18 protein-coding genes are annotated in these 21,106 nt (G+C 43.2%); 16 read left to right on the top strand and 2 right to left on the bottom strand.

What is annotated here, in order from left to right; translation table 11 throughout:
• Positions 1-557 precede the first annotated feature (557 nt).
• Both ACDD58_RS16335 and ACDD58_RS16330 read right to left on the bottom strand, forming a co-directional pair.
• The gene (locus ACDD58_RS16335; protein ID WP_118210593.1) at positions 558-1,850 is read right to left on the bottom strand and encodes an MATE family efflux transporter; all 1,293 of its coding nucleotides are present in this window, start codon (positions 1,848-1,850) and stop codon (positions 558-560) included.
• Between the two features lie 75 nt (positions 1,851-1,925).
• Positions 1,926-2,741, bottom strand: a complete 816-nt coding sequence (locus ACDD58_RS16330; RefSeq protein ID WP_117922090.1) for a MerR family transcriptional regulator — start codon at positions 2,739-2,741, stop codon at positions 1,926-1,928.
• Between the two features lie 306 nt (positions 2,742-3,047).
• On the opposite strand from ACDD58_RS16330, the gene ACDD58_RS16325 reads away from it, so the two are divergent.
• From ACDD58_RS16325 to ACDD58_RS16250, 16 genes are all read left to right on the top strand, one after another.
• Positions 3,048-4,178 (top strand): TRAP transporter substrate-binding protein, encoded by a 1,131-nt coding sequence (locus ACDD58_RS16325; protein ID WP_117922091.1) that lies wholly within the window; start codon positions 3,048-3,050, stop codon positions 4,176-4,178.
• A 125-nt stretch (positions 4,179-4,303) separates the two neighbouring features.
• The gene (locus ACDD58_RS16320; RefSeq protein WP_118210591.1) at positions 4,304-4,825 is read left to right on the top strand and encodes a TRAP transporter small permease; all 522 of its coding nucleotides are present in this window, start codon (positions 4,304-4,306) and stop codon (positions 4,823-4,825) included.
• Complete coding sequence (locus tag ACDD58_RS16315; protein ID WP_117922093.1) at positions 4,825-6,129, top strand: TRAP transporter large permease; 1,305 nt, start codon at positions 4,825-4,827, stop codon at positions 6,127-6,129. The genes ACDD58_RS16320 and ACDD58_RS16315 overlap by 1 nt, the downstream gene beginning before the upstream one ends.
• A gap of 24 nt (positions 6,130-6,153) precedes the next feature.
• Complete coding sequence (locus ACDD58_RS16310; protein WP_117922094.1) at positions 6,154-6,627, top strand: YcxB family protein; 474 nt, start codon at positions 6,154-6,156, stop codon at positions 6,625-6,627.
• 57 nt (positions 6,628-6,684) lie between these two features.
• Entirely contained in the window at positions 6,685-8,202 is a 1,518-nt protein-coding gene (locus ACDD58_RS16305; protein WP_370778426.1) for a sensor histidine kinase, read from the top strand.
• Complete coding sequence (locus tag ACDD58_RS16300) at positions 8,174-9,001, top strand: response regulator (RefSeq protein ID WP_370778425.1); 828 nt, start codon at positions 8,174-8,176, stop codon at positions 8,999-9,001. Before ACDD58_RS16305 ends, ACDD58_RS16300 begins: the two co-directional genes overlap by 29 nt.
• On the top strand, positions 9,002-10,009 hold the full coding sequence (locus ACDD58_RS16295; RefSeq protein ID WP_370778424.1) for a TRAP transporter substrate-binding protein: 1,008 nt from the start codon (positions 9,002-9,004) through the stop codon (positions 10,007-10,009).
• Between the two features lie 10 nt (positions 10,010-10,019).
• Positions 10,020-11,198 (top strand): sugar MFS transporter, encoded by a 1,179-nt coding sequence (locus tag ACDD58_RS16290; protein ID WP_207724057.1) that lies wholly within the window; start codon positions 10,020-10,022, stop codon positions 11,196-11,198.
• 21 nt (positions 11,199-11,219) lie between these two features.
• Positions 11,220-11,573, top strand: coding sequence for a cupin domain-containing protein (locus tag ACDD58_RS16285; RefSeq protein ID WP_117922098.1), 354 nt, complete (start codon positions 11,220-11,222; stop codon positions 11,571-11,573).
• A gap of 301 nt (positions 11,574-11,874) precedes the next feature.
• Positions 11,875-13,683, top strand: coding sequence for a precorrin-8X methylmutase (locus ACDD58_RS16280; protein ID WP_186900156.1), 1,809 nt, complete (start codon positions 11,875-11,877; stop codon positions 13,681-13,683).
• Positions 13,684-13,736: 53 nt separating this feature from the next.
• A complete protein-coding gene (cbiD, locus tag ACDD58_RS16275; RefSeq protein WP_370778423.1) occupies positions 13,737-14,873 on the top strand; it encodes a cobalt-precorrin-5B (C(1))-methyltransferase CbiD in 1,137 nt (378 codons plus the stop codon).
• Entirely contained in the window at positions 14,870-15,628 is a 759-nt protein-coding gene (gene cobM, locus ACDD58_RS16270) for a precorrin-4 C(11)-methyltransferase (protein ID WP_370778422.1), read from the top strand. The genes cbiD and cobM overlap by 4 nt, the downstream gene beginning before the upstream one ends.
• Before the next feature lie 3 nt (positions 15,629-15,631).
• Complete coding sequence (locus ACDD58_RS16265; protein WP_370778421.1) at positions 15,632-16,882, top strand: cobalt-precorrin 5A hydrolase; 1,251 nt, start codon at positions 15,632-15,634, stop codon at positions 16,880-16,882.
• The gene (gene cobJ / locus ACDD58_RS16260; RefSeq protein WP_117922103.1) at positions 16,872-17,603 is read left to right on the top strand and encodes a precorrin-3B C(17)-methyltransferase; all 732 of its coding nucleotides are present in this window, start codon (positions 16,872-16,874) and stop codon (positions 17,601-17,603) included. The genes ACDD58_RS16265 and cobJ overlap by 11 nt, the downstream gene beginning before the upstream one ends.
• Positions 17,600-19,642 (top strand): precorrin-6A reductase, encoded by a 2,043-nt coding sequence (cobK, locus tag ACDD58_RS16255; RefSeq protein ID WP_370778420.1) that lies wholly within the window; start codon positions 17,600-17,602, stop codon positions 19,640-19,642. Before cobJ ends, cobK begins: the two co-directional genes overlap by 4 nt.
• On the top strand, positions 19,639-21,105 hold the full coding sequence (locus ACDD58_RS16250; RefSeq protein WP_370778419.1) for a cobyrinate a,c-diamide synthase: 1,467 nt from the start codon (positions 19,639-19,641) through the stop codon (positions 21,103-21,105). Before cobK ends, ACDD58_RS16250 begins: the two co-directional genes overlap by 4 nt.
• Position 21,106 lies beyond the last annotated feature (1 nt).

Here is a 21,106-nt window from a genome sequence, read left to right as displayed (position 1 = left end):
TGAATTGTTTCGTAAATTGTCAGACCAAATAACACAGAATATTTTTTCAAATGTGTATGGCAATAAAAGTAGGCATAACGGGATACATTGAGGTTTTTCCAGTATTATCAAACCAATAATAATCTATTAAATATAGTTATTTGGAAATCTTTTTTTAATCAGATTCAGACACAAAACACTAAAAATTTACGTCCCTCCAGGTTGTAAAATGAGTTCCCCGACGAAGGGTGGTTCACAACCTTACGGCTGGCAAATCGCATCAAGCCTGGATTCGTTTTGTGACTTTGGGAGAAAATTAGGCAATCTTAGTCTGCCTGTTCGTAACACAGTGTTGTGCTGCCACGGACGGCAGCACAAGTCTTAATGCCCCCGGACGGGGCGTTTAAGACGCACACGTCACTCCGAGAAACATTAAATCAGGCTGACTTAGACTTGCCTTATTTTCGTACAACGGAACAAAACAGTCCCGGCTTGATGCAATTTGCCAATCGAAAACCCCCGGAACCACCCTACACGAGGAAACTCATGTCACCCGCAAACCAGCATTTGTCAGGCAGTTAACGAAACATTTTCACACAGATGATCCCTGCCACGCATGCGATCACTTCCGTCAGCGGAAATGTCCACCAGACTGCGTTAAGTCCCCAAAAATGAAGCACCCATGCCAATGGCACCAGCAAAAACACCTGCCGCAGCACAATGATAAAGATGCTTGCCTGCATACGGGCAATTCCCTGCAGATATGAAGTGATAACAATAGTAAGTCCTGCAAAAATAAAGCTGATCGAGATAACACGCAGCGCATAACTGCCGATGTTTAACAGTGCAGGACTGGTGGAGAAAATTGCTATCAAAAGGTGCGGAAAGGCAAAAAAGATCATAGTTGCAACCGTCATAATGCAGCAGGAAACGATGGATGCGAATTTCAAAATATCTTTTGTGCGTGATATTTTACCGGCACCGTAATTGTAGCTGATAAGCGGAAGCAGCACCTGCTGAAATCCAAGCAGCGGAATAAAAAAGAAAGACTGTATCTTATAATAAATGCCAAGCACCGTCACGGCATCTTCGGTAAATCCCTTTAAAATCATATTAAGACCTACAATATAAAGTGTAAAAAGCGACTGCGTCACAATGGAGCCAATGCCATTCTGGTAGATCTGTTTACAGACAGATATCTGAAACCTGCCGCGAAGAGAATATTTCCGTATAACAGCGATCAGTGTAATAAACATGGCTGCCCACTGTCCGATCACGGTTGCGATGGCAGCGCCTGCAATGCCAAGTTCTGGAAAACCGGTAAGTCCGAAAATAAGAAAAAGATCAAGTATGATATTTAACAGGGAACCGGTTATCTGGGCGATCATTGGGATGACCATGTTTCCTCTTGCCTGTAAAATCTTGGTACAGATGGATTCAACAAAAAGCCCGAGAGAACCGATAAAAATAATTTTTGTATAAATAATTCCATCCTTCGCAACCGCAAGGTTATCTGTAGAAATCTGAAAATAAAATTCAGCTAGCATAGTCCCGGCCACAGCGAAAATAAGAAAATGAAAGAGCGTAAGCAAAAGTCCGCTTTTGATGACCTGATGCTGTTCTTTTGATCTTCCCAGTCCGTCTAACCTTGAAATTAAAATATTGACACCGGCACCTGTTCCGGTGGCGAGTGCTACCATTAAAAGCTGGATCGGATATATGATGGATAAAGCAGTCAATCCGACTGCAGAATATTTTGCCACAAAAAAACTGTCCACAATATTGTAGATCGACTGTATCAGCAGTGCCAGCATTACCGGTGGCGATAATTTTAATAAGAGTTTTGGAATTGATGTATGTTCCATATCCATAGGAATGTTCCTCGCATGTCATGTATTTCGAGGAACATTCTAAAGCATGGAGTAACTACACGGTCAAGAGAAAAATTATTTTTTTATCAGATGAGCTTTGATCTCACAATAATAATTATGGATATATTTAAAAAGCTGAAAACCGATTTCCTCGGCAAACACGATGTCGGTCGTAAAGCCCTCTGATGAAAGAAAATCAAGCAGTGGCGAAAAGTCAGCAGTCTCATCCTGAATCTGAACGGTAAATACTGCATAATCCCCGGCGGGAAGTGTATAGAGGTGTTCGGGGTTGATAGAAGAGTAATCCCCGTTCGGCAGTTTCATGTATTCCCGGCATTTGAGGAGATCATTTTGTAAAAGACGGTCCGGATCCAGAAAGTATCCGTATTTTCTACGGACAAAATGTGTTTGTTGAAATTCCTGCTTTAAGACCTCCTGCAGATTGGCATGGTAGGAAGAATCCTCGCGTGTCAGGCTTCCGGCGATGACCGTTTCCTGTTCTAGATATCTGACCTGGATTTTATGTGACGGGGTCTGGGCTTTGATATGTTCATTTTCGGAATCATACCAGAGGATATCGTCTGCAACCTGCGCATAATATTCGCTTAAACGTAAGGCTTCTTTGCGGTATTCCATCAGAAGATGAACAACTTTATCGTTATCTTTCGAGGAAATGATCTGTCGTACTTTATCGAGCGGTATGCCAAGATTCCTGCAGGTGGTAATGATATCAAGTTGATACATGTTCCAGCGGGAATAATAATGGTAATGATTGTCAGGGTTGATATAGTCGGGTGTCACGAGACCTGCCTTCGTATAAAAATGTAACGTATCTTTGGAAATACCGGTGATTTTGCTGACCTCACCGATCTGGTAATATTCTTCTTTCAATTTTGTACCTCCATGCTGCATGGTTTGTAAGGAGCATAACAAAATTATGAGGTGTCTGCAAGGCGACCTGCGGACTGTGGTTTTTTTGTTTAGTTCTACATATAAAAATAGAAAAAATGTATATATACTGTACAAAAGTATCAAAAAAATATTAATAAATTCTAAAGAATGTTAAGAATGTGCTAACAATGTAAAAATAATACGGTTTTCTTTGTTAAAAATTCCCCTTATAATAAATACATAAAGTTGCAGCGGCAAAGAGGGGCAGCGCAGCAAATATATCAACCAATTACAGGAGGGTTTCTTATGAAGAAAAAAGTTTTATCTGCAATCGTATGTGCAGCAATGGTATTTTCCATGACAGCGTGTGGCTTACAGTCACCGAACACAGCGACAGGCAACAGCGGAACAACAAATGCAGCAACATCGGATGCAGGTACATCAGATGCAGAAGCAGCAGACACAACGACAGAAGCAGCATCCACAGGCGATAGCGCAACAGAACCGGTTGGACCGGCAGTGACACTTGTATATGCTGAGGTTAACCCGTTAGAGGGAACCATTGTTGGACAGACAGCTACCGCATTCAAAGACAAAGTAGAAGAGCTTTCCGGCGGAAGCATCACAATCGATATCCAGGCAAACGGTGTATTAGGAGCTGAGTCAGATGTCTTAGATACCATGCTTGGCGGAGGCGGCACGATTGATATGGCTCGTATCTCTGCATTCGCACTGACAAGCTATGGCGGAGAAAAATCCAGCCTTTTATCCGTACCATTCACATTTGTAAACAGAGATCATTTCTGGAACTTCGCAACATCTGATCTGGCACAGGAATTTTTGCTTGAGCCGCATGAGAACGGAAGCGGTATCCGCGGACTGTTCTACGGAGAAGAAGGTTTCCGTCATTTCTTTACCGTGAAACCGATCTCCGGAATGGAAGATCTTGCAGGAATGAAGATCCGTGTATCAAATGACCCGATCATGACAGGTATGGTTGAAGCACTTGGAGCAAACCCGACCGTTGTTGCAATGGGTGAGTTATACTCCGCATTACAGACAGGCGTTGTTGATGCAGCAGAACAGCCGATCGCAAACTATCAGGCAAATGCATTCCCGGAAGTTGCAAACAACATTATCTTAGACGGACATACATTAGGAGCAATCCAGGTAGTCATCACAGATGAAGCATGGGATAAATTAACACCGGAACAGCAGGATGTATTAACAGAGGCTGGTGAGTATGCGTCCCAGTACAACCGTAAGATTTCTGAAGAGACAGAGAATAAGATCTTAGACGAGTTAAAAGCAGACGGATGCAACGTTATTGAAGTAGATGACATCAAACCATGGCAGGATGCTTGTAAAGATGTTATTGAAGAAGCAACAAAAGATAACAAAGAGTTATATCAGCAGATCCTTGATATGGCAAACTAATTAAAAAAATGTGATCGGACACACAGAGTCTGATGTGATGTACCAAAGGAGCACAGAGAGAATACCTGCTCTCTGTGCTCCTTTTCTAAAGAAAAAGGAATTATTTTAAAGGAGGAAGATAGTTTATGCCAAAATTTTTTCAGACCATTGATAAAATAAAACCGGCATATGACATTACATATAAGGTCGTTTTATTCATATGTAAATTATTGCTGACGGCAGATCTTGTGATCACAAGTGTCTGCGTTGTCGGAAGATACGTTTCGTTTGTGCCGGATCCGGCATGGAGTGAGGAAGTCGTTCTGACACTGATGTCTTATATGGCAGTATTATCTGCAGCACTTGCAATAAGAAGAAATGCACATATCCGTATGACAGCATTTGATCAGTATCTGCCAAAATCTGTGATCCGTGCACTGGATATTTTTGCAGATGTAGCAGTATTGATCCTTGGTGTGATAATGATCACAGTTGGCTTTTCCTATGCAGTCCAGATCGGTGCAAAAGGAAATTATGTAAGTATGCCAAGTGTTTCAAAATTCTGGATGTATTTCCCGATTCCACTTGCGGGAATTGCAATGGTGGTATTTGAGATTGAAGCAGTTTATAACCATATCAAAGGAATTTTTGTAAAGGAGGATAAATAATGAGCGCACAAGGAATTGCAATCGCAGTATTGCTGATCAGCTTTTTAGTAATGATACTCCTTAGATTTCCAATTGCATATGCAGTTGCATTGTCATCACTGCTTTGCTTACTGACACAGGGATTACCGCTTACTACGATCTGTCAGCAGATGGTAAAAGGAATCAGTTCTTTCAGTTTGATGGCAGTACCATTCTTTATCACGATGGGTGTACTGATGGGTACCGGTGGTATTTCAGAAAAACTGATCGCACTTGCCAATGCCTGTGTTGGATGGATGACAGGCGGTATGGCAATGGTAAATATCGTAGCATCTTATTTTTTTGGTGGAATTTCCGGATCTGCATCGGCTGATACCGCTTCCATCGGAAGTATCATGATCCCTATGATGGTAGACCAGGGATATGATGATGATTTTTCTACCGCAGTAACAATTACTTCTTCCTGTGAAGGACTTTTAGTTCCTCCAAGTCACAACATGGTTATCTATGCAATGTCAGCAGGTGGTATTTCCGTAGGAAGCCTTTTCCTTGCTGGTTATCTGCCAGGTGCATTGCTTGCAGTTTCCCTGATGGTAGGTTCTTATATTATTTCTAAGAAGAGACATTATCCGAAGGGAGAAAAATTCAGCTTTAAAGCATTATTAAAACAGATCGGAGTTTCTATCTGGGCTCTCGCAGCCGTTGTTATCGTAGTTGTCGGTGTAGTAGCCGGATGGTTTACTGCAACAGAATCAGCAGCAATCGCTGTATTCTATAGTTTGATCGTCAGTGTGTATATTTATAAAGGCCTCAACTGGAAGGGTGTATGGAAATGTTTAGAGCAGTGCATTGATACGTTATCGATCGTATTGATCCTGATTTCAACTTCCAGTATCTTCGGTTACTGCCTGACCACATTACATGTACCTGATATGGTAGCAAATGCAATCGTAGGATTTTCTACAAACCCGATCGTAATTGCACTGTTGATTGACTTGATTCTTTTATTCCTTGGCTGTATCATGGATATGGCGCCGATCATCCTGATCGCAACACCGATCTTACTGCCGATCGCAACTTCCATCGGTATTGATCCGGTACAGTTCGGTATTATCATGGTATTAAACTGTGGTATTGGTCTTTTGACACCGCCGGTTGGTTCCGTATTATTCATCGGTTCCGCAGTCAGTGGTGTAAAAATGGAACGTGTCGTAAAGGCAACACTTCCATTCTATGTATGTATGATTATTGTATTACTGTTACTCACATTCGTTCCGGAAGTCAGCCTTCTGTTACCGAGAGTATTAGGCGGCTACGGCGGATGAGTTTGAAATGATAGGGGGATTGGCATGACATACCAGTTTAAGAGCGAAGTAACTGCAGGAGACTTCTTTAAATTAACAATGAGCCGGACTTACCGTTCGGTGGCAGGAGTCTGTAACATGGTCTTTACGGTGGCGATGATTTTATTTACAGCAAAATTTTTCAAAAGCTCCGGAGATCTGATGCAGATGCTGATGCTCTTTGGATGTCTGCTGTTTCCTGTGGTTCAGCCGATTGCAATCTACCTGAAAGCGAAAGGTCAGGCAAAAACAATGCCAAAAGATGTGAATCTTTCATTTGATGATGCAGGACTCCATGTGACAGTGGGAAAAGAGAAAGAGAGCATTGGCTGGAGAAAGCTGCGGGTGTCAAAAGAACCTGGCATGATGATCGTTTTTTCTGATGCAAGACATGGATATATGCTTACAAACCGTATTTTAGGAGCACAGAAAGAAGAATTTTATACATTTGCAAAAGAAAAGATCGCAGCAGCTAATTAAAAAATACAGGCTTGCTATAGCAGCGAAGCGGATAAAAAAGCAGGATGGGACAACAGCTTGAAGAAAAGGATAAAATTATGGTGGCAGGAGCTTACCATTCAAAAGAAAATAGCAGTGTTTACCGGGATGGTCTGTCTGACCATCCTGCTTTCCGTTGTTTTTAATGTCTGGGTTGTCCGTTTTTCACTGGTCGATTTTAACGGTATTTTACAGGATAATGCAAAGTGCAGCGAACTGATCCAGGCATTAGAGAAGGAGAGTACGCTGTTTGAAAGTTATATGAGAAATCCGGATGCAGAGAAAAAAGAAGAGTTAGACCGTGCCATGAAACGGACAAAAAATGCTGTTTATGATCTGCCATTTCAGTACCGTAAGGTCGGAGAGCTCCGTTATGCAAAAACATGGTCGATCCGCAGCAGTTATGAAGTTTACTGTACAAAAAGAGATGCGATTCTTTCCATGGAAGACAATGTGACAGATTATGTCAGCAGACTCTACGAAGTTTATGATATGCAGAAATACTTAGGACAGTATGCCGGGATACTGATGAACTGTACGATCGAGGAGGGGGATATTTCCTATCAGAAAAAAGTACCGACATTAGTCAGCGTGCCGATGGTAGTTATATTTGCCGGACTTTTGCTGTTATTTGGAATTGCGGAAATGGCTTCGTTGATGAAAGAAACGATCATGTCGCCCATTTTTAAGCTGGTGCGTGCATCACAGAAAATCGCAGCAAATGATTTCTTTATAGAGGATGTAAAAGTAGACAATAAAGATGAGCTTGGGGAGTTGGTTCATGCATTCAATAAAATGAAATATGCGACAGGAGAATATATTCAGGCGCTGGAAGAAAAACGAAAGACGTTAGATCTCTTACATGAGGAAGAATTGGAAAAACTAGAGACAGAAAAGCGATTGGAGATGACCAAACTCGAACTGTTAAAAAGCCAGATTAACCCGCATTTTCTGTTTAATACATTAAATGTGATCGGTGGAATGGCATGTTTAGAAGAGGCTGCAACGACCGAAAAAATGATCCGTGCATTATCTGCGCTTTTCCGGTATAACCTGAAAAATCAGGAAACGGAAGTGTGTCTGTCGCAGGAATTAAAAATTGTAGAAGATTATATGTATCTGCAGCAGATGCGGTTTGGAGAGCGTATCTCGTATCAGAAGATCTGCCGTGTGGATGCGGATAAAGTCATTGTTCCGGCATTTACGTTTCAGCCGCTTGTGGAAAATGCTATTATTCATGGACTTTCCAAAAAGGAAGAAGGCGGAACCGTGCGGATACATATCTGGCAGCAGGGAGAATTTATATTCATTACGATTGGAGACGATGGACTGGGTATGGATGATGAGCTGCTTATGCATCTGCGCAGAGAACTGGCAAAAGAAGATGGAAAGACCGGAATCGGACTTGGAAATATTTACCGGAGGATACATGCAATGTATCAGGATGGAAATGTGGAAGTTTACAGCAGGAAAGATGCCGGGACTGTCATAAAAATACAGATCAGACATAAGGAAGTGGGAGAAGAAGATGTACCGTGTGTTGGTGGCGGACGATGAACCGATAGAGAGAATGATCGTCGCAAGAACGATAAAAAAATATTTTTCCGGACAGTTAGAAGTTGTGGAAGCAGTAAATGGCAGGGAGGCAGCAAAGTTTTTTACAGAAAAAGACTGTCAGATCGCATTGCTTGACATTGAGATGCCTGGTGTGAATGGTTTAGAGGCAGCAGGGCAGATCCGGGAAAAAAACAAGGACTGCAGCATTATTTTCCTGACAGCATTTGATGAATTTAATTATGCAAAACGCGCAATTTCGGTACATGCCCTGGATTATCTGCTGAAACCGGGAACCGAAGAGGAACTGGTTACAGTGCTAGAGGAAGCGATACGGCTGTTAAATGAGAGAACAGACGGATTGCGGGAAGATAGAAAAGAGATTTTAACGGAAAAACAGGAAAAAAAGAAAGATATCCAGCCGGAAAGCGGCAATATCAGAATGAGTGCTGTGGCAGAAAATATCAGACAGTATATCAGTATGCATTATAAAGAAGATATTTCCCTGCAGAGTGTTGCAGAAGAAATGAATTATTCTGATGCGTATTTCTGTAAGATATTCAAGCAGTGTTTCGATAAGAGTTTTATTGTATATCTGACCGAGTTCCGGATGGAGCAGGCAAAGCAGCTGCTTGCCGATGTCCGTATCAATGTAAAAGATATCAGCACGAATGTCGGATACCGGGATTCGAATTATTTTGCTAAAGTGTTTAAACGTGCCGTGGGAAGCACGCCTACAGAGTACCGTATGGAGATTTTAAAGCAGATGGAGACGGGAAATGCTGTCGGAGGATTAGGATAAATGAAAAAAAGAGGAATCTTTATTTTGTCTGCGGCGGCGGTTCTTGCAGCAGGATTGTTGTGCCGCCATATGCTGGTACAAGAGAGAGAACCGGAATTTGTTTTTTCTTATGCAGAGAACCAGACGGAGGATTATCCGACAACACTGGGGGCGAAAGAGTTTGCAAAGCTGGTAGAAAAGAGAAGTAATGGAAGAATACAGATCTTAGTTCAGGCGGAAGGGGCGCTTGGCACAGAGAGCGATGTGATCGCACAGATACAGTATGGTGGGATCGATTTTGCGCGAGTATCCCTTTCGCAGCTGGCAGAATATATTCCAGAATTAAATGTTTTGCAGATGCCATATCTGTATACAAATTCTGATCATATGTGGAAAGTTCTTGATGGTGAGATCGGAGATGCTTTTCTTGCTGCGACGGATGAAAATGAACTGGTCGGACTTTCCTGGTATGATGCGGGTGCAAGAAATTTTTATAATTCAAAAAAACCGATCACCTGTCTTGAGGATATGGCAGGCATGCGTATCCGTGTACAGGAATCGGAAGTGATGGTAGATATGGTAGAGGCACTTGGCGCAACGGCACTGCCGATCCCATATGCTGATGTATATTCTGCATTAGAGCGTGGAACGGTGGATGGGGCAGAGAATAACTGGCCTTCCTATGAGGCGATGAATCACTATGAGGTGGCAAAATATTATACGGTTGATGAGCACAACCGGGTGCCGGAAATGCAGATATGTTCGAAAAATACATGGAATAAACTTTCGGAAGATGATCAGAAGATGATCTTAGATTGTGCAAAAGAATCAGCATTGTATGAGAGAAAACTCTGGACGGAACGCGAAGCGGATTCAAAGGAGATGGCATTGAAACAGGGTGTGGAAGTAGTAGAACTATCTGCGGCAGAAAAAAAGCGTTTTCAGGAAGCTGTCATGGGAGTGTATGAAAAATACTGTGCAGACTATATGGATGTGATCGAACAGATCATTGCACAAAATAATAAGTGAGGATGAACGGATGGATTTTTTACAGGATAAAATAAAAAAGAAACAGTTTTTATGCAATTATAGTGTATTTTTGCTGAATGGAATGTTAGCACTTTCCATCGGCTCACTGCTTCCTTTTATCAGGGATGCAAGAGGACTTGATTATGCATTTTGTGGTCTGATCGTCAGTCTGCATTCTGTCGGAAATCTTGTTTCAAGTTTTGCAGCCGGATTACTGCCGGTTGCCATCGGAAGAAAAAAGAGTATTTTATTTTTTAATGCATTTTTTGCACTTTCCTATCTTTTGATCATTTTTGGAAATCATAACTGGTGCATTGCACTGGCATTTTTCCTGACCGGAGTTGCCAGAGGTGCGACAAGTAATTTCTGCAATACGGCGATCAACAGCCTGGCACCGGGAAAAGCATGGACGATCAATGGACTGCATGCAATGTTTTCTGTCGGAGCTTTTTTGTTCCCGATCCTTCTGACACTGTTTACAGGAAGCGGAGAATCCGGCTGGATCGTGGCATGTTATTTTATGCTTGCAATGGGCGTTTTAAGCTGGATTTTGTATGCGATGATCCCGATGGAAAATGACCGGGTGGAGAAAGAGAAAAAAGGTGGAAACTTTGGGTTCTTTTCGGAACCACTGTTTTATTTATGCGTTGCAACATTATTTTTCTATCTCTGTGCAGAGCAGGGAGTTATCGGATGGATGATCACATATTTTAAAGATACCGGATTCCTGCCGGCATCTTTATCCCAGATGACAGCGAGCGTGTTATGGGTGATGATTTTAGCAGGGCGTCTGACCACAGCGTGGCTTTCCACCAGAATGCAAAAAGAAAAACTGCTGCCAATTATGGGAATCGGACTCGTATGCTTTTTCTTTTTACTTTTATTCAGCCGCAGTACGGTATGGATCGTGATCGGTATTATGGGATTTGGTTACAGCATGGCAGGAATTTATCCGACGACCGTTTCCTTTGCCGGAAATCTCATTGAAAAATATCCAATCGCATGGAGCTTTATTCTGACAACCGCAAGTATCGGTTCCATCGTGATGCCGTCTATCATTGGTAAGATCGCAGAGACAGCAGGTATTTTTTATGGAATGGGTTCGATCGTGGTGGTTGTATTTATTGATATGGTCTGCATCTTAGCACTGGTGCGGTACTTAAAAAAACAAAAATCAGCAAATTCTTAAATCAAAAAGGGGGACTTTTCTATGAAAACCAAAAAAAATCAGATCTGGAACTTTAACAGCGAAATTGAATCAGAAGTTTGTGGAGAAGGCGTAAAGCGCAAAATATTAGCATATGCCGATGAGCTGATGTGTGTGGAAAATCATTTTGAAAAAGGAGCCATTGGTGCGCTGCATCATCATCCGCATACCCAGATCACATATGTGGTGTCAGGTCAGTTTGAATTTACGATCAATGGTGAAAAGAAGATCGTAAATCCGGGAGATGCACTGCTAAAGAGAGATTCGATTGAGCATGGCTGTGTATGTTTAAAAGAAGGAATCCTTTTAGACATTTTTACACCGATGCGGGAAGAGTTTGTGCAGGATAAAGATTGACAATCCGCACACAAAATGATTAAGTACGGTTGCTATGAGTAAGTGAAATAGTAGTCATGGAAATAAAAAGCATATGCAGAATATATCAACGGAAAACGAAGTTATAATAAAGAAATGATTTAAGGTGTATGGAATGTATAAAAAATCATTAGCAGGTGCCGTCTGTAACACAAAAAATTGTGTACAGACGGCACTTTGTGTTATACTCTGAATACGAATGATATATCTGAATTTTTGAAATGACAGATCATCTAATGTCCGAAAATAAAAGAACAGACTACAGAAAGTGAGAAATAAAGGAATGCAGTACCACGGAGGAGACATATACCGCAATCAGATAAGACTGGATTTTTCGGTGAACACCAACCCGCTTGGAATGCCAGATCCGGTGAAAGAAGCACTTCATCAGGCAGTGGAGGAAGCAGAAAACTACCCGGATATCAGAGCACAGGCACTTAGCGCTGCAGTCACAGAGCAGTTACAGGTGCGAAAAGAACAGCTTGTGTTTGGAAATGGTGCATCAGAATTGTTCCATGCCGTTTTACATGCCATAAAACCATCAAAAATACTGATCCCGGTACCTTCTTTTTTGGGATATGAAGAGGCAGCAAAAGCAATAGACTGCGAAGTTATCTTTTATGAGATGAAAAAAGAAGAAAATTTCTGTCTGACCGACCGCATATTGGATGTGTTAGATGAGAATATTTCTCTGGTATTTCTGGCAAATCCCAATAATCCGGTCGGAAATCTCGTTGAACCGGAACTGATTTTTCAAATTGCAGAAAAATGCAGACAGTGTGACATTACGCTGGTGTTAGATGAATGTTTTATGGAACTGACCGGGAAAGAACAGACATATTCTTTTTTAAAACGGCTGGATGAATTTCCAAATGTAGTCGTGATACGTGCATTTACCAAATTATATGCGATACCGGGGGTGCGGCTGGGATATCTGGTTTGTGAGCAGAATTTAGCAGAAAAGATCCGGCTGCAGTTACCGGAGTGGAATCTGTCGGTATTCGCCCAGAGAGCGGGAGTCGCTGCAATAAAAGAGCAGGAATATATTGCGCGTGCGGTAGTATGTATTCAGACGCAGCGGCAGTTTTTGCTTGAAGAATTACAGGCGGCGGGATGCAGTGTGTTTGATTCCGATGCAGACTATCTGTTATTTTACAGTGAAATGCCGCTGTATGAGTTATTTTTACAGCGCGGTATTCTGATCCGTGACTGCAGTAATTTCCGGGGGTTACAGAGAGGTTATTACCGGATCGCGGTAAAATCAGAAGAACAGAACCGGATGTTTGCAGAGGTGTTAAGGGAAATTCATGAAAATGCACAGGCAGCAGAGCGTATTGACCTGATGAAAGAGAAGTCAGAAGAACGAAATGACAGAGTAAAAGGGCAGGAGTGCATCGGCAAAACCGGAGCAACAGCCCAACTGGTGCACAAAACAGGCGCGGTAGAATTTGTGCTGCCCGGAGATATCGAGGGTCGCAGTTTTGCGATCATCACAAAAGAACTGGCGGAGCGGGGAATTGTGATCCTGGAAGAACAGGAGCCGGTGACCAAACGTGTGATCCATACGAGCGCGGACTTCGGATATGCAGATACACTTACCTTTTCAGAAAATGCGGTTGCAGTTGCAAAGAGCCTGATCCGAAACGGTGCGGATATCGTGACGGATACAAACATGGCATTATCCGGCATCAATAAAAAAGTACTTGAAACATATGGTGGTATGGCACATTGTTTTATGGCAGATGAAGAGGTTGCAAAAGAGGCAAAAGAGCGCAGGGTGACGCGGGCAGTTATTTCCATGGAACATGCGGCAAAACTGGACAAGCCGGTCGTTTTTGCTGTGGGAAATGCCCCGACAGCACTGATACGTTTATATGAACTGATCAGTGACGGAATTTACCGTCCTGCATTTATCATCGGAGTTCCGGTTGGATTCGTCAATGTGGAGGTGGCAAAAGAAATGATCCTGCACACCAATGTGCCGTGTATCGTGAACCGGGGAAGAAAAGGAGGCAGCAATGTGGCTGCTGCGATCTGTAATGCATTGTTATATGAAGTGCGGCGGGAGGATGCAGTGAAAAAGGTGGATTGATAGATTTTCGCCTGATATCACGAAGATTCTTGTAAAAGAAAAAGGAGAACCCCATGCGCTATGGATTTACAACCGGAAGCTGTGCGGCAGCAGCAGCAAAGGCGGCAGCATATATGTTGTTTACCGGAAAAATAAAAAATGAGATAGAGATCGAGACACCAAAAGGAATCCGTTATCATGCTGCGATCACAGACATAAGACGAGGTGAAACAGAAGTAAGCTGTGCAGTAATAAAGGATGGTGGAGACGATCCTGATATTACGACAGGGGCACATATCGTGGCAACTGTTTCAAGGATTGACAGTGACATGCAGCAAAAAGGGAAGTCTGCGCATTCACAGAAGATCGTGATCGATGGGGGATACGGTGTCGGGCGTGTCACAAAACCGGGATTAGACCAGCCGGTCGGAAATGCAGCCATCAATCATGTGCCGCGGGAGATGATCGAAAAAGAGGTGAGGGAAGTCTGTGCGCTCACGGATGAATGGGCAGATATTCTGGTTGAAATTTCTGTGCCGGAAGGGGAAGAACTTGCGTCGCAGACATTTAATCCGAGACTTGGCATCACAGGAGGGCTCTCGATTCTTGGAACGAGCGGCATTGTGGAGCCGATGAGCAGCAGGGCGCTGCTTGAGACGATCCGTGTGGAATTAAAACAGAAACGTGCGTTAGGAAATTCCATCGTAGCAGTCTCACCGGGAAATTATGGACTTGATTATATGAAACGGACTTACGGTTATGATCTGGATAAAAGTGTGAAATGCAGCAATTTTATCGGAGATACGATTGATATGGCGGTGGAAAATGGATTTAAAGCCATGCTTCTGACCGGGCATATCGGCAAGCTGGTAAAGGTCGCCGGAGGAATCATGAATACACATTCAAGGGAAGGAGACTGCCGGATGGAGCTGATCGCATCATCTGCCCTGTTAGCAGGAGCGGATGCGGATACAGCATGTCAGATCCTTTCCTGCGTGACAACGGAAGAGGCAGTCAATGTATTAAAAAAGGCTGGGCTTTGCGAACAGACGATGAAACTTATCATGCAAAAGATCATGTTTTACCTGAATAAAAGAGCAGCAGGGAAGATCGTGGTTGAGTGTATTTTATATTCGAACGAGCATGGAGGACTTGGAGAAAGTGACGGAGCAGCAGAATTGATCGGGAGACTGAAGGAGGAGAAGCAATGATATATTTTGTAGGTGCCGGCTGTGGAGCAGCAGACCTTATTACAGTGCGTGGAATGCGGCTGTTAAAAAAAGCAGATGTAGTGATCTATGCGGGATCACTGGTAAACCCGGAGTTACTTTCCTATACCGGGGAGGGGTGTGAGGTTTATAACAGTGCAAAAATGACACTGGAGGAAGTCATAGATGTGATGAAAAAGGCACAGGCAGAAGAAAAAATGCTGGTGCGTCTTCATACCGGAGAGCCGAGTCTTTATGGGGCAGTCAGAGAGCAGATGGACTGGCTGGATCAACTGGGGATTCCTTATGAGAGCTGTCCGGGAGTTTCTGCCTGCTTTGGCGCTGCAGCATCCTTACAGATTGAATATACACTGCCGGAGGTTTCACAGAGTCTTATCATTACCCGTATGGCAGGAAAAACAGCGGTACCGGAAAAAGAAAGCATTGAGAGTTTTGCAGCACATCAGGCATCCATGGCGATTTACTTAAGTACCGGAATGTTAGAGGAGCTTTCCAGACGTCTTGTGGCGGGGGGGTATACGGAAGATACCCCGGCAGCGTTAGTGTATAAGGCAAGCTGGCCGGAAGAGGAAGCATATTTATGTACGGTCGAGACATTACCGCAGGTTGCGAAAGAGCATCATATCACAAAAACGGCACTGGTTTTGGTTGGAGATATTCTTGCAAAAGAACGGTGTACACGTTCGAAACTGTATGCACCGGATTTTGAAACAGAATTCCGGAAAAAGAAGGAGTAATACATGCAGATCGATATCATGAGTTTTACCGGGCGCGGGATAAGACTCTCGGAAAAGATACGGGATGAAATTCTTGTTGAGCAGGAAGATTACGAAGTCCACTTGTATACAAAATATGGAAAATATCAGAATCTGGCAGATACAGAGAGAAAGATCTGGCAAAAACAGGAACAAAATGCTGCCGGATGGAAAAATCAGGTTTACGTCAAAGAAACAATCTACGACTGGATGCGTGCACGCTTCGAACAGAATAGAAAAGGAAACAAAACAGCGGTCATCTGGATCGGTGCATGTGGAATTGCGGTACGTGCCATGGCACCGTCTTTACGTGATAAACTTACGGATATTCCGGTTCTGGTCGTAGATGAGGCAGGGCAGTTTGTTATCCCGGTTTTATCCGGACATTACGGTGGGGCAAATAATCTTGCAAGACTGCTTGCAGATAGGATCGGTGCAGTGCCTGTCATCACGACAGCAACCGATGTCAATCATGCATTTGCGGTGGATGTTTTTGCAAAAGAAAATGGGCTTTTGATACAGAATAAAGCACAGATCGCAGCAGTCTCATCGAAGGTGCTTGATGGAAAAAAGATCGTGATGCTGACAGATGGAAAAATCGAGGGAAATGTACCGGATTCGGTCATTTTACCGGCTATGAAAATATGTGAGGAAGAAAATCTGATAGTGCCGGATGTTATAATATCTGCAAGATATCCGGTAAAAAAACTTCTCCTAAATCAGGTTATGGATGAACAGTTGGAAGTTAAAGCACATACAGAGCCACTCTGGCTGGTTCCACGTTCCATCATCCTTGGTATGGGCTGCAAGAGGGGAAAATCCTGTGAGGAGATTGAGCAGTTTGTATTAGAGACATTAGAACAGGAGCAGATAGCTATACAGGCAGTCAATGCGCTTGCCACAATTGATCTGAAAAAAGAAGAACCGGGTTTTTTGCAATTTGCAGAAAAATACGGGTTGGATTTTCTGGCATATCCGAAAGAGGTTTTAAAAGAAATACCGGGTTTTTTTAGCAGTTCAGAATTTGTTTCACAGACAGTCGGTGTGGACAATGTCTGTGAGCGTGCAGCGCTTGCGGCATGCCAGAAAGAAGAACCAAAGGTATGCTGTGACAGTAGTGAAAATCAGAAAAAAGTGCTATTACGGGGTAGATTACTGCTCAGAAAGAAAGCAAAAGACGGAATGACGCTCGCAATAGCGGAGCGGGAATGGAGTGTAAGATTTGATGAAACATAAAATATATATTGTTGGAATGGGACCAGGTGAGGAGTCTATGATGACGATGCAGGCATACGAGACATTGATGTCCTGTGATACGATCATCGGATATCAGGTTTATTTAAAATTATTAGGAGAGGCATTTGCCGGAAAAGAGCAGTTGTCCACACCGATGAAACAGGAACGTGAGCGCTGCATTCTTTGTTTTGAAAAGGCAGAAGAAGGAAAAAAAGTTGCCTTGATCTGCAGTGGGGATGCCGGAGTTTACGGAATGGCATCTTTGATGTATGAGATCGGGGAAAACTACCCGGACTGTGAACTTTGTGTTGTGCCGGGCGTTACCGCTGCGTTAAGCGGCGCAGCATGTCTTGGTGCACCGTTAAACCATGATTTTTGTGTGATCAGTTTAAGTGATCTTTTAACACCGTGGGAAAAGATAGAAAAACGATTAAGAGCGGCGGCAGACGGAGATTTTGCGATTGCGGTCTATAATCCGTCGAGCAGAAAAAGGGCAGATTATCTGATGCGCGCCTGCGACATTCTGTTAGAGACAGTCGAGGAGACACGTCCGTGCGGGTATGTGGAAAATATCGGAAGAGACGAGTCAAAAATGGAACTGTGCACGTTAAAAGAATTGAGAGAACGTCAGGTAAATATGTTTACAACGGTATTTATCGGCAACTCGGAGACAAAGATCATAGACGGACATCTCGTCACCAAAAGGGGATATCACATATGAAACGCATTTTGATTTTTTCCGGTACGACAGAGGGAAGGCAGTTAGCAGACATTTTAGATGCTTCCGGAATCTGTGCAGATGTCTGTGTAGCCACAGAATATGGGCATGAAGTCATGACCGAAGGAAAGTACCGGAATATTCACACCGGACGGCTTGCGGAAGATGAAATGAAAGAATTTATGCAAAATGGAGACTATACTGCAGCAGTTGATGCAACACATCCTTATGCGGTTCTGGTTTCTTCGAATATCAGGCAGGCGGCAGAACAGGTCAGACTTCCGTATTACCGTTTAAGACGGACATTACAGTCTGCCGGAGAAGAAAACAATGTGATCTATGCAAAGTCGCAGCAGGAATGTGTCCGTGCCCTTGAGCAGACAACCGGAAATATCTTACTTACCACAGGTAGCAAGGAACTGCATTGTTATTGCGAAAATGAGACATTAAAAAAACGTCTGTTTGTCCGTGTCCTTCCGGGAATGGAGAGTATAGAGATCTGTCACCGGAATGGTATTACCGGAAAACAGATTATTGCCATGCAGGGACCATTTTCGGAAGAAATGAATCTGGCACTTTTTCATCAGTATCAGATCGCACATATGGTTACAAAAGAGAGTGGAGCGACAGGCGGATTTTCAGAGAAGATCAGTGCTGCAAAAAAGGCAGGAGTTTCCGTTTATGTGATCAAAAACCCGGAGGCGGAAAACGGAGAACAGAAGGAAAATTTAGAGGAGATTTTAAAAGAGATTGAGCGTCTGACAGGGAAAGAGATCAGAAGAAAAAAGATGCAGGTATCTCTCGTCGGAATCGGTATGGGGAATACAAAACTGATCACGGAGGAAGTGGCAGAGCGCATTAGAAGCGCAGATCTGTTATTCGGGGCAAAAAGGCTGTTGGACGCTGTGCCTGCGCAGTGGAATTTATCTGCCAGACGGCTGCCATATTACCTGGCAAAAGATATTCTTCCATATCTGGAAACATCTGTTCCACAGGCTGTTATTTTGTTTTCCGGTGATACCGGGTTTTACAGCGGGGCAGAAAAAATGGTACAGGCATTGCAGGAAAGATGCGATATGGAAGTATCTGTCTGTCCGGGGATTTCTTCCGTTTCCTATCTGGCTGCTAGAAGCGGTAACAGCTGGCAGGATGCAAAAATCATCAGTCTGCACGGAACAGATCATATGGAACTTCTGATGGAGACTGTCAGGACGAACCGGAAAGTGTTCGTTATCACATCAGGTGTTTTGGACGTCCGTGAAATTGGAAAGAGACTTTTGGACTGTGGATTAAAAGAAACGGCTGTGACGGTCGGGTATGCACTTTCTTATCCGGATGAACAGATTAAAACCTTATCGCCGGAAGAATGTATACAGCTTGCGGACGAAGGACTCTTTACCTGTCTGATCCAAAATAAAGAAATTCATGAAACAGGAAAAGACGCTGACCGGAAATTCCTGACTCACGGTCTGCCGGATGATGCATTCTGCCGTGATAAGGTTCCGATGACAAAAGAGGAAGTCAGAGAGACCGCTATCTGTAAAATGCGGCTGAAAGAAAATTCAGTCGTCTATGATATCGGAAGCGGGACAGGTTCGATCGCAGTTGAAATGGCAAGGTTATCGAAAAATCTTACAGTCTATGCGATCGAGCGAAAGCCGGAGGCAGCTTCATTGATCGAAAAGAACTGTGAAAAATTTGAACTTTCCAATGTAAAAGTGATTCGAGGGGAGGCACCTTTGGTACTTGCAGATCTTCCGGTTCCGACACATGTTTTTATTGGCGGAAGCAATGGCAGTTTAATGGCTATATTAACGGATTTATACCAGAAAAATCCACGTATGCGTGTGGTGGTGACAGCGATAACATTAGAGACGGTTGGAGCTGTTTCTTCTATATTAAATGAATTTCCGGTGGAACAGGAAGAAATCATTCAGATGTCTGTTGGCAGGGCGAAAAAGGCAGGGCGTTATCATCTGATGCAGGCAGAAAATCCGGTATTTATCCTGTCATTTTATTTTGCAGGAGGAGCGGAGCAATGAGGGCACCAAGAATACTGATCGGTGCAACAGGGAGTGGAAGCGGAAAGACTACGATCACCTGTGCACTGCTTGAAATCTTAAAAAGACAGGGAAAAAAAGTGCAGGCATTTAAGTGTGGACCGGATTATATCGATCCCATGTTCCACCGCACGGTACTTGGAATACCATCGAAAAATCTGGATACTTTTTTTACCGGGGATAAAACGACAGCAGAGTTGTTTATGACGTCTGCAAAAAATGCAGATATATCGGTGATGGAAGGCGTGATGGGACTGTATGATGGGTTAGGGGGAATCCGGAAAGAAGGATCTGCTTATGATCTGGCAACGGTAACAGATACGCCTGTCATTCTGGTCATTGATGCGCACGGGATGGGGAGAAGTATCCTTCCGCTGATCGCAGGTTTTTTAGCTTATGATACAAATCACCTGATAAAGGGGATTATTTTAAACCGGACATCCGGAGCTTTTTTTGAGACGATCCGGCCGGAGATCGAAAAAAGTTTTCCGGCAGCCGTTCTCGGATATTTTCCCAATCAGAAAGATATTTTGTTAGAAAGCAGACATTTGGGGCTGAAACGTCCGGAAGAAATAGACAGGATGGCTGAAAAACTGTCAAAAACAGCGGATATATTAGAAAAGACGGTTGATATAGAAAGACTTATAGCAATCGCAGAGAGTGCAGAAGAATTGCCGGATGCTGAATTCAGGGCGTTGACAGAGAAAACATCCGAATCAGCAGAAACTGATATGTTGGGAAAAAATAGTTCCAGTAATCAGAAAGCGTGTTCACAGGAAAATGAGAAAAGACCTGTGATCGCGGTGGCACGTGATGAGGCATTCTGTTTTTATTATGAAGATAATTTAAAAACACTAGAAAGAGCTGGAGCTGACATTGTGTTTTTTTCTCCATTGCACGATGATTATGTCCCGAAAGAAGCGGATGCTTTATTGCTTGTAGGTGGTTATCCGGAGCTCTATGCAAAGGAATTATCGCAAAACAAGACGATGCTTGCAGACATAAAAGACAGGGCAGAACGTAAAATGCCGATCGTTGCGGAATGTGGCGGATTTATGTATCTGCACCGGACAATGGAAGATACAGCCCACCATGTTTATGAGATGGCGGGGGTTGTGCCGGGAGACTGCTTTTACACAGGAAAACTTGTCCGCTTTGGATATATCGAACTGACAGAAAAAGAGGCAGATTTTCTGCCGGAAAATGTCAATATAAAAGGGCATGAATTTCATTATTTCGACAGCACTGCAAACGGTGATGGCTGTGTGGCATTAAAACCGGTAAGCGGGAAAAAATATGATTGCATTTTTGATGAAAAAACGATTTTTGTGGGATTTCCACATCTTTATTATCCGTCTGCGCCGCAGTTTGCAGAAAATTTTGTGAAAAAAGCGAAAAACTATAAATTACAGAAGTCCTCATCCGGCAGCGTAACCGGTTCATAAT

Origin of the sequence: Roseburia sp., assembly GCF_041325975.1 — a bacterium.
Taxonomy (GTDB): Bacteria; Bacillota; Clostridia; order Lachnospirales; family Lachnospiraceae; genus Roseburia; species Roseburia rectibacter.
This window is presented reverse-complemented; position numbering and strand designations above follow the sequence as displayed.

Excerpts from the sequence above, each read along its gene's own strand:
- ACDD58_RS16325 (WP_117922091.1), top strand. The coding sequence starts at position 3,048 with ATGAAGAAAAAAGTTTTATCTGCAATCGTATGTGCAGCAATGGTATTT.
- ACDD58_RS16310 (WP_117922094.1), top strand. The coding sequence starts at position 6,154 with ATGACATACCAGTTTAAGAGCGAAGTAACTGCAGGAGACTTCTTTAAA.
- cobJ (WP_117922103.1), top strand. The coding sequence starts at position 16,872 with ATGAAACATAAAATATATATTGTTGGAATGGGACCAGGTGAGGAGTCT.
- ACDD58_RS16295 (WP_370778424.1), top strand. The coding sequence starts at position 9,002 with ATGAAAAAAAGAGGAATCTTTATTTTGTCTGCGGCGGCGGTTCTTGCA.
- cbiD (WP_370778423.1), top strand. The coding sequence starts at position 13,737 with ATGCGCTATGGATTTACAACCGGAAGCTGTGCGGCAGCAGCAGCAAAG.
- cobM (WP_370778422.1), top strand. The coding sequence starts at position 14,870 with ATGATATATTTTGTAGGTGCCGGCTGTGGAGCAGCAGACCTTATTACA.
- ACDD58_RS16250 (WP_370778419.1), top strand. The coding sequence starts at position 19,639 with ATGAGGGCACCAAGAATACTGATCGGTGCAACAGGGAGTGGAAGCGGA.
- ACDD58_RS16265 (WP_370778421.1), top strand. The coding sequence starts at position 15,632 with ATGCAGATCGATATCATGAGTTTTACCGGGCGCGGGATAAGACTCTCG.
- cobK (WP_370778420.1), top strand. The coding sequence starts at position 17,600 with ATGAAACGCATTTTGATTTTTTCCGGTACGACAGAGGGAAGGCAGTTA.
- ACDD58_RS16335 (WP_118210593.1), bottom strand. The coding sequence starts at position 1,850 with ATGGATATGGAACATACATCAATTCCAAAACTCTTATTAAAATTATCG.
- ACDD58_RS16285 (WP_117922098.1), top strand. The coding sequence starts at position 11,220 with ATGAAAACCAAAAAAAATCAGATCTGGAACTTTAACAGCGAAATTGAA.
- ACDD58_RS16320 (WP_118210591.1), top strand. The coding sequence starts at position 4,304 with ATGCCAAAATTTTTTCAGACCATTGATAAAATAAAACCGGCATATGAC.
- ACDD58_RS16300 (WP_370778425.1), top strand. The coding sequence starts at position 8,174 with ATGTACCGTGTGTTGGTGGCGGACGATGAACCGATAGAGAGAATGATC.
- ACDD58_RS16315 (WP_117922093.1), top strand. The coding sequence starts at position 4,825 with ATGAGCGCACAAGGAATTGCAATCGCAGTATTGCTGATCAGCTTTTTA.
- ACDD58_RS16290 (WP_207724057.1), top strand. The coding sequence starts at position 10,020 with ATGGATTTTTTACAGGATAAAATAAAAAAGAAACAGTTTTTATGCAAT.
- ACDD58_RS16280 (WP_186900156.1), top strand. The coding sequence starts at position 11,875 with ATGCAGTACCACGGAGGAGACATATACCGCAATCAGATAAGACTGGAT.